The 7,431-nt window shown below is 35.1% G+C and carries 9 protein-coding genes; 7 read left to right on the top strand and 2 right to left on the bottom strand.

The window, feature by feature from the left end:
* Positions 1 to 105 precede the first annotated feature (105 nt).
* The gene (locus AC25JC_RS17155; RefSeq protein WP_372536269.1) at positions 106 to 309 is read right to left on the bottom strand and encodes a hypothetical protein; all 204 of its coding nucleotides are present in this window, start codon (positions 307 to 309) and stop codon (positions 106 to 108) included.
* A gap of 119 nt (positions 310 to 428) precedes the next feature.
* Here AC25JC_RS17155 and AC25JC_RS17150 point away from each other — a divergent pair, with 119 nt between their 5' ends.
* From AC25JC_RS17150 to AC25JC_RS17140, 3 genes are read left to right on the top strand one after another with little or no spacing between them, the layout of a single operon-like run.
* Positions 429 to 1,469: a DNA cytosine methyltransferase gene (locus tag AC25JC_RS17150; protein WP_486924508.1), complete on the top strand. Its 1,041-nt coding sequence runs from the start codon at positions 429 to 431 to the stop codon at positions 1,467 to 1,469.
* On the top strand, positions 1,466 to 2,851 hold the full coding sequence (locus AC25JC_RS17145; protein WP_486924507.1) for a protein NO VEIN domain-containing protein: 1,386 nt from the start codon (positions 1,466 to 1,468) through the stop codon (positions 2,849 to 2,851). Before AC25JC_RS17150 ends, AC25JC_RS17145 begins: the two co-directional genes overlap by 4 nt.
* Positions 2,844 to 3,860, top strand: a complete 1,017-nt coding sequence (locus tag AC25JC_RS17140; protein WP_486924506.1) for a DNA cytosine methyltransferase — start codon at positions 2,844 to 2,846, stop codon at positions 3,858 to 3,860. Before AC25JC_RS17145 ends, AC25JC_RS17140 begins: the two co-directional genes overlap by 8 nt.
* 105 nt (positions 3,861 to 3,965) lie before the next feature.
* Here AC25JC_RS17140 and AC25JC_RS17135 read toward each other — a convergent pair whose 3' ends face one another.
* Complete coding sequence (locus AC25JC_RS17135; protein WP_179991841.1) at positions 3,966 to 4,334, bottom strand: plasmid mobilization protein; 369 nt, start codon at positions 4,332 to 4,334, stop codon at positions 3,966 to 3,968.
* Between the two features lie 326 nt (positions 4,335 to 4,660).
* Here AC25JC_RS17135 and AC25JC_RS17130 point away from each other — a divergent pair, with 326 nt between their 5' ends.
* From AC25JC_RS17130 to AC25JC_RS17115, 4 genes are all read left to right on the top strand, one after another.
* Positions 4,661 to 5,002 carry a hypothetical protein gene (locus AC25JC_RS17130; RefSeq protein WP_005108704.1) on the top strand — a complete coding sequence of 114 codons (342 nt, stop codon included), beginning with the start codon at positions 4,661 to 4,663 and terminating at the stop codon, positions 5,000 to 5,002.
* Positions 5,003 to 5,576: 574 nt separating this feature from the next.
* Positions 5,577 to 6,530, top strand: coding sequence for a replication initiation protein RepM (gene repM, locus AC25JC_RS17125; protein WP_486924505.1), 954 nt, complete (start codon positions 5,577 to 5,579; stop codon positions 6,528 to 6,530).
* Positions 6,523 to 7,098 carry a plasmid replication DNA-binding protein gene (locus tag AC25JC_RS17120; protein WP_179994517.1) on the top strand — a complete coding sequence of 192 codons (576 nt, stop codon included), beginning with the start codon at positions 6,523 to 6,525 and terminating at the stop codon, positions 7,096 to 7,098. Before repM ends, AC25JC_RS17120 begins: the two co-directional genes overlap by 8 nt.
* Positions 7,099 to 7,110: 12 nt before the next feature.
* Complete coding sequence (locus tag AC25JC_RS17115) at positions 7,111 to 7,254, top strand: hypothetical protein (protein WP_180053084.1); 144 nt, start codon at positions 7,111 to 7,113, stop codon at positions 7,252 to 7,254.
* Positions 7,255 to 7,431 lie beyond the last annotated feature (177 nt).

The following is a 7,431-nucleotide window of genomic DNA, read 5'->3' as shown; positions in this document are numbered from 1 at the left end:
CCAACTGAGCTGAGTTGGGCTTTTTTACATACGATAAGACTATGATTTAAATAAGGAAATCAAAAGCATTTCGTATAAGGTGTATTATGTTAATTTTAGGAAAACTTAACCATTTATGATGTACATCTTCTGATTATTTGGATTCTGCCATTTCTGCTGTTTCCCTGTACTTTCAAGAATGACTCCTGATTCTAGCTCAAGAGAAATAATTTCACCTTTTGCGTTGATAGTCGCAATAAAATTTTGAAGCTGATCTTTTCTATCTTTAGGATAACACTCATATCCTTTAACGATTTTGATTTTGTTCATAAAACAATCTGACCTATAAATTACGAGATTAGAGTACCTTTTTTTGCATAAAATTTCAGGCAAGAACCTGTTTCTTTCGCTATCATCCCTTCTGATTTTCTATTTCTAAAGGTCTTAATTTGAAGTCTTTACGTACTTTAGATTTATTTTCTGGTGCTGGTGGCTTATCACTAGGTTTTCATAAAGCAGGATTTCATACTGTTGCTGCCATAGATAACAATGCTCCTGCTCTTGAAACTTTTGCCAAGAACTTCATAGGTTCTAAAACCTATAATATTGATCTTTCTGATATTGATAATCCTGCTTTTACTGAAATTCAGGATATTGATGTAATGTTAGGAGGTCCACCTTGTCAGGGTTTTTCAATAGCAGGAAAACGAGATGTTAATGATCCTAGAAACACATTGTTCATTAGTTACTTAAAGTTAGTTGAAAAATACTCGCCAAAAGCTGTTGTTATAGAAAATGTCCCTAATATTCTAAGTATGAACAAAGGTGATTTTGCTAACCAAATTGTTGCTGGCTTAAATCAGTTGGGATATGACGTTTGCGTTCTAAAATTAAATGCTGCTGATTTTGGTGTTCCCCAAAGTAGGAAACGTGCTTTTTTCATTGGTTTAAAAGAAGGTATGTTTCCTATCCATGAATTAGAAGCTGTAAAAATTAGTTCGCCAATTACAACAGGTGACGCTCTATCAGATCTACCACTGCTAGAAGAAAATTTAGGTTCAGAAATTGAAGAGTATCTATGTCCGCCTTTAAATGATTATCAGAGTTTAATGCGTACTAAAAGCCATCAACTTTATAATCATCAAGCAGTTGATCATAAAGAGCAAACCAAAAATATTATTGCCTTAGTACCAGATGGGGGTAATTATAAGGATTTACCAGAAGAGTTACGTTTAACTCGAAAAGTAAATATTGCATGGACTCGTATGAACAGTAAAAAACCTTGTTTTACGATTGATGCTGGTCATAACCATCATTTTCATTACAAAGCTAATCGAGTTCCAACAGTAAGAGAATGTGCTCGTATTCAGTCATTCCCTGATGATTTTATCTTTGTTGGAAACCGTACTAGTCAATATAGACAGGTAGGTAATGCTGTGCCACCATTGTTAGCACAAAAAATTGCAGAAATTATTTATAAATTACTATGACTTACATACATACCGATCAATTTCGTTGTGCAATTATTCGTGGGAAAGCTCAAGCAGAATTAGACAATTTATTGCCTTACTATACTTCTGTTATTTCCAAGATATGTCCTACTTCTAAAGAAAATTTTGATAAATTCTTTAACCAAGAATTAGCCAATCTCTTAGGTGAAGAAACTACTAAAAAAACTTTAGATAATCACAGGACTGAGATAGCAGGGAAACTATTCGGTATGTATTACATTGATGCTCAAAAGGTAGTACATATTTCTGAACGCACTTTAAAACTCTTAGAAGACAATGATCAACCTGCTTTCTTCAAAGATTTATGTTTAAAGATGCAATTTCCTTCAGGTATGAACGCTAAGTACACTGTATTTGAGCAAATCAACCTCGGTATTAATATACGACAACTATGCTTCCTCATAGCGGTCTTAAAACAATGTGATGACCTAGGTATTTTTTTAAATGTAAAGCAAATTGGCTATTATGTTCTTAATTCAAAGTCAGTGCTAACTAGGCAGGCCACCCCTGAACAAGTAGTAGAACAGATTCAAATAGATCTTGGTTCAAACATATTAAGAGAAATTCCAAATCCTAATAACAAAGCATCATCTTATTTATATCAACATGTAAAAGAGCAACTCACTCTTTTACAATTGGCTAATATCATCACCCTTTCTGGAACCTCATATAAAATTAATTTGAATGAGGGAGATTTTATTGAGTTTATGATTGATTTAGCTTTAAAAGATCCAGATTTTGATTTCTATTCTTACGAGGATCTAAATAAAGTTGAAAATTATAAAGCTTTACAAATTTCATGGGATTTCTTTATATCTAAAATATCTGATGTCCCACCTCAACTACTTAATAGTAATGTATCTGAAATTTTAACATCAGGCCTTTCTCATATTCCTAATATAGATCCAAGTATTACTCGAAGCTTTGTTAATACAAAAGACCTTGGAGATGCTGGAGAGGCTTTCGTTTTCGAATATGAGAAGAATTTGCTAAAACCTTACTTCCTAGAACATAAAGTTCAAAACAAAGCTCATTTACGTGGAATTGGATTTGATATTGAGTCATTCTCTTATGAAGAAACTAGAGAAAAATACATTGAAGTGAAAGCAACTCGCAGGACAACTCCTATGCCAGAAAATTTCGCTGAAGATATAATTAATGTTACTAAGAATGAATGGATCGCTGCAGAGCAACATCAAGATAACTTTTATGTTTATCGGGTCATATTCCATAATAGTGGTGTCCAATTATTCCGCATTCAAAATCCATACAAACACTATTCAGATGGAACTATTTCTGCCATTCCTCTAACATACCGCCTCTCCTTCTCCAATCATTCAGGCTCATTCCAAGATGTTTAACGTTGTATCTTTATTCTGTGGCTGTGGTGGTGCTGACCAAGGCATTCTTGGTGGCTTTAGCTACTTAAATAAAAGATATAAAAAACAAAATTTTAGAGTTATTCATGCTTCAGATTTTAATGAAAAAGCAGTAAATACATATAACGCAAACTTTTCACATAAAGCCGAAGTTATTGATATTAACCAACTTACTCTTAGTCATCTTCAAGGGCAAGTCGATGTAGTTGTAGGTGGATTCCCATGTCAGCCATTTTCAACAGTAAATCCAAGTAAACAGCCTGAAAAGAAAGAATCTCAGCTGTTTTGGGAAATGGCTAGAATTATTGAAGAAACGAAGCCAAAAGCATTTATTGCAGAAAATGTTAAGGGATTCTATCGTTTAAAACAGGGATATTACTTTGATTTAGCTTGTAAACAGTTTGAGTCGATTGGTTATACAATTAGCCATAAACTCATCAATTCTAGTGACTTCGGGGTTCCCCAAAAAAGGGAACGTATTTTTATTGTTGGCATCAGAAATGATTTAGCACAAAAATTTGAATTCCCTGATTCTACTCATGGTGAAGGGCTAAAACCGAAGTCAAAACTCAAAGATGTAATTGACAGTTTATGGCCTGAGGATGAGAAATACTTCTTCTCTCAAAGAGCAGTAGAAGGTGTAAAAAAAGCAAAACCCAATATGAAACGGGCTTTAGCACAAGATCTTAATGAACAGTGTCTCACTATTACTAGTCATTTAGCTAAAGTTAGTTTGAACTCTCGCGACCCTGTTCTACTTGTAGATCCTGAAAAAGAGCTTTACAGAAGATTTTCACCAAGAGAGGCTGCTAGGATCCAATCTTTTCCTGATAGCTTCAACTTTGTAGGATCTCAGGGAGATGCTTATCGTCAGATTGGGAATGCAATTCCACCTGTAGTTATGTGGCATTTAGTGCAAAAATTAGAAAACTATTTGAGTACAGAAGAGCAACTAAGTTTGTTTGATGACAAAAAGGTTTCTAGTTTCTAAAAGAAAAAAGTAGCATTAAAGGCTGCTTTTTTTATTTAACATAAAATCTCTTATACGCAGTGGCGGCTAACGCCACTATACAAGGCAACAGACCATACACTTTTTTTAAAACTTGATCTTGGATCTTACTTTAGTCAGTAGCTGATCAAGCAAATTTTGATTTTTGGATAAGTCCAACAGTAAGCCATTTAATTTTGTTTGGATCTCTTTCGGATCAGTAACCTCACCACTCATAAGATTTTTCAACAAACCACCAATCTTGTTGAAATCCTCCTTTATGCTACGAATTTCCTGAAACGATTGAACATCTATCAAACTTTTGGGCTGATAGCTTAAACCCAAATCACGTGCATATTGAGAAACCGATAAATTAGCCTGAGCAGCATTTGCTTCAATCTGCTTTTTTTCTTCATCAGTTACGACCACTTTAATGATCTTTTGGCGTATCCGTTTTGGCTTTTTCTTTTCATTCATTTTCATCATTTCCATTGTCATTTGGCTATGCCAAAAGCTCCGCAGGACAAGATTCCACGTTGAGCTTGAAAAGCGAATAAGCAGGAGTAATGGGTGTCAAAATGCAAGCATGTTGACCAACATTACACATCTTGCCAATATCACGAAAATTGCAATTGCACATAAACGCATATAATTGCACATCAAAATGAATAAAAACCATTTAAAAGCTTATAGTTGCAGATAATTTCATATAAAATCATATAAAATCATATAAAATCATATAAAAGCTCTTAATTGCATATAGTTGCACATAATTGCATAAATTAAGGAAAGAGGAAGTTATTATGGTTACCAGGCATGGCGCTAAAAAATTCATCATCTCTGTATTACCTGAAATAGAAAAACGGCTAGAAGCTGGTTATACAATTAAGGAAATCCACGCTGATTTACCTGAGCTAGCGAACAATATTTCTTACAGTTCAGTTTTGCGAAATTTGAATAAAATGGGAATGAGTGAAAAAAAGGTACATTTACATAAAATAGAAAAATTAGAGTCCCAGGATATGGTCCCTACTTCTAATGAAAAAATGAAAATGACGAATGCAGAAAGAAATACAGAAAAATTGAAGACTAAAAAACCTGCTTTTTCTTATGACCCTCATACAAAAGGTAAAGATTTTATCTAATCACTATAAAACTTAGCTTTTAAATGCACTCATTTGCGATTTAAGCTCAAATTCACATAGGAAGGTACAGAACGAGTGTCTACGAGTGAAATCGCTGAAATTCGCGCTTAGACCCTCTGAAAAACAGCTTTTTAGGCTGTGAAGCCTAAATAAGCGTAAATCACATGCAGAAAATTGAGCCTAGATCGAGCGTAGCGAGTAAAAAAGCTTTATGAGCGAAGCGAATTCATCGTGCTTTTGCTTTTTATTGAAGTCACAACGAGATCAACCAAAAATTGCCCCGACGAATCGAGCGAAAGCGAGATTCAATAGAGTTTGAGCGTAGCGAAAACCAAGGGCAATTTTTCCTTACCTGGGCTTTTAATTATTTTTAAAGTTTTTAAATGCTTTTAGACATGCTGAAAGCCTTTATTTACAACACTTTCAAAGGATATATGTCCACGTTTACCTTGCAATATGTCCACGTTTACCTTGCAATATGTCCACGTTTACCTTGCAATATGACTACGTTTACCTTGCATAAGTCCACAAATAATATTAACGTGTACTTATACACAATAAAAAATTAGTGGCTATGAGAGATTTAGTTGTAAAAGATAATGCCTTAATAAATGCTAGCTATAACTTAGATTTAGTAGAACAACGTTTAATACTATTAGCCATTGTTGAAGCACGTGAAAGTGGTAGAGGTATTAATGCGAATGATCCATTAGAAGTTCATGCTGATAGTTATATCAATCAATTTGGCGTACACCGCAATACAGCCTATCAAGCTCTAAAAGATGCTTGTAAAGATCTTTTTGCACGTCAGTTTAGTTATCAAGAAAAAAAGGCTAATGGGAATATCAGAAATGTTATGAGTCGCTGGGTTTCTCAGATTGCTTATAACGACAATGAAGCGACTGTAGACCTAATATTTGCTCCAGCTGTCGTTCCATTCATCACCAGGTTAGAAGAGCAATTTACGAAATATGAACTACAACAAGTCAGTAGTCTTAGTAGTGCTTATGCTATTCGTTTATATGAGCTTCTAATTCAATGGCGAAGTGCTGGTAAAACACCAATTATCGAGCTACAAGAGTTCAGAAAAAAATTAGGTGTTCTTGATAATGAATATTTACGGATGGCTCACTTAAAAGAACGTGTGCTAGAACTTTCAATTAAGCAGATAAATGAACATACAGATATTTGTGTAAAGTATGAGCAGCATAAACGGGGTCGCTCAATATCTGGTTTTTCGTTTAACTTTAAACAGAAAAAAAAGGACTCTCCACCTCTAGTAGATAGAGATCCTAATACTTTAGATTTCTTTACAAAGATGACTGATGCACAACGCCATATGTTTGCCAATAAACTTTCTGATCTTCCTGAAATGGGTCGTTATTCCCAGGGAACTGAAAGCTATCCGCAATTTGCTATTCGTATTGCTGAGATGCTGCAAGACCCTGACCGAATAAAAGAACTATACCCATACCTAAAAAAAGTGGGATACATGCCATCAAATAAAAAGGACACCGTAAATGGCTAAGTTATCACTAAGTGAAGTATCTAAAAAATTTCATGTGGATAGATCAACCATTTACAGAGCTGTACGTAATGGACGTTTATCACGCTCCAGTGATGGACAATTCGATCTAGCAGAGGTCATCCGATGCTTTGGAGAACCTGAGCAAACATCTCAAAAAATTGAATCATCTAAGCAAGAAGGTGATGAATCTACAAAAAAACTTATTGCTCATTTAGAAAATGAAGTCAAAAAATACCAAGAACGTGAAGAACGGTTAATGCAACAAATTGACCGTATGCAAACACTCATTGAGCTGAAAAGTGTTGCACCTGTCACAGCAGCACCACAACAAGATGCTACGGCATGCGACACAGATATGCCACAGCATGCGACAACACAACAAGACAATGATAATAAAAAGAATAATGAATTAAATATTGCAGAAAATGTGGCAGTGCCACAGCAAGAAACTACGGCATACCACACCCAAACGCTACAGCATGCCACGTTGCAAAATGTGGCAGTGCCACAACACAAAAAACGTGGCTTATTTGGCCGTGTGCTGAATGCTGTTTTTGATAATGACTAAGGGAGAAAGATCATGCCGAAACTGAAAGACATTGCCCTAGGCATTATTGTGGCCCCGCTGTTGATCCCGATCATGCTGATCGCATCGTACCAGGATAAAAAGGCGCTGAAAAAAGAGCTGGATGAACGCCAAAAAGGAAAAGACCAGGCATCCTGATTATTCAACTGAGCTAATTAAAAGTGTGGAACATTGATTAAATAGTAGGCGTGGAACGGTAAGATTCACGAAAAAAGCCCAACTGAGCTGAGTTGGGCTTTTTTACATACGATAAGACTATGATTTAAATAAGGAAATCAAAAGCATTTCGTATAAGGTGTATTATGTTAATTTTAG

This window comes from Acinetobacter sp. P37 (assembly GCF_057480965.1).
This window is presented reverse-complemented; position numbering and strand designations above follow the sequence as displayed.

Coding starts and splice junctions, on each gene's coding strand:
- AC25JC_RS17120 (WP_179994517.1), top strand. CDS start 6,523: ATGGCTAAGTTATCACTAAGTGAAGTATCTAAAAAATTTCATGTGGAT.
- AC25JC_RS17130 (WP_005108704.1), top strand. CDS start 4,661: ATGGTTACCAGGCATGGCGCTAAAAAATTCATCATCTCTGTATTACCT.
- AC25JC_RS17135 (WP_179991841.1), bottom strand. CDS start 4,334: ATGAATGAAAAGAAAAAGCCAAAACGGATACGCCAAAAGATCATTAAA.
- AC25JC_RS17115 (WP_180053084.1), top strand. CDS start 7,111: ATGCCGAAACTGAAAGACATTGCCCTAGGCATTATTGTGGCCCCGCTG.
- repM (WP_486924505.1), top strand. CDS start 5,577: ATGAGAGATTTAGTTGTAAAAGATAATGCCTTAATAAATGCTAGCTAT.
- AC25JC_RS17155 (WP_372536269.1), bottom strand. CDS start 309: ATGAACAAAATCAAAATCGTTAAAGGATATGAGTGTTATCCTAAAGAT.
- AC25JC_RS17145 (WP_486924507.1), top strand. CDS start 1,466: ATGACTTACATACATACCGATCAATTTCGTTGTGCAATTATTCGTGGG.
- AC25JC_RS17140 (WP_486924506.1), top strand. CDS start 2,844: ATGTTTAACGTTGTATCTTTATTCTGTGGCTGTGGTGGTGCTGACCAA.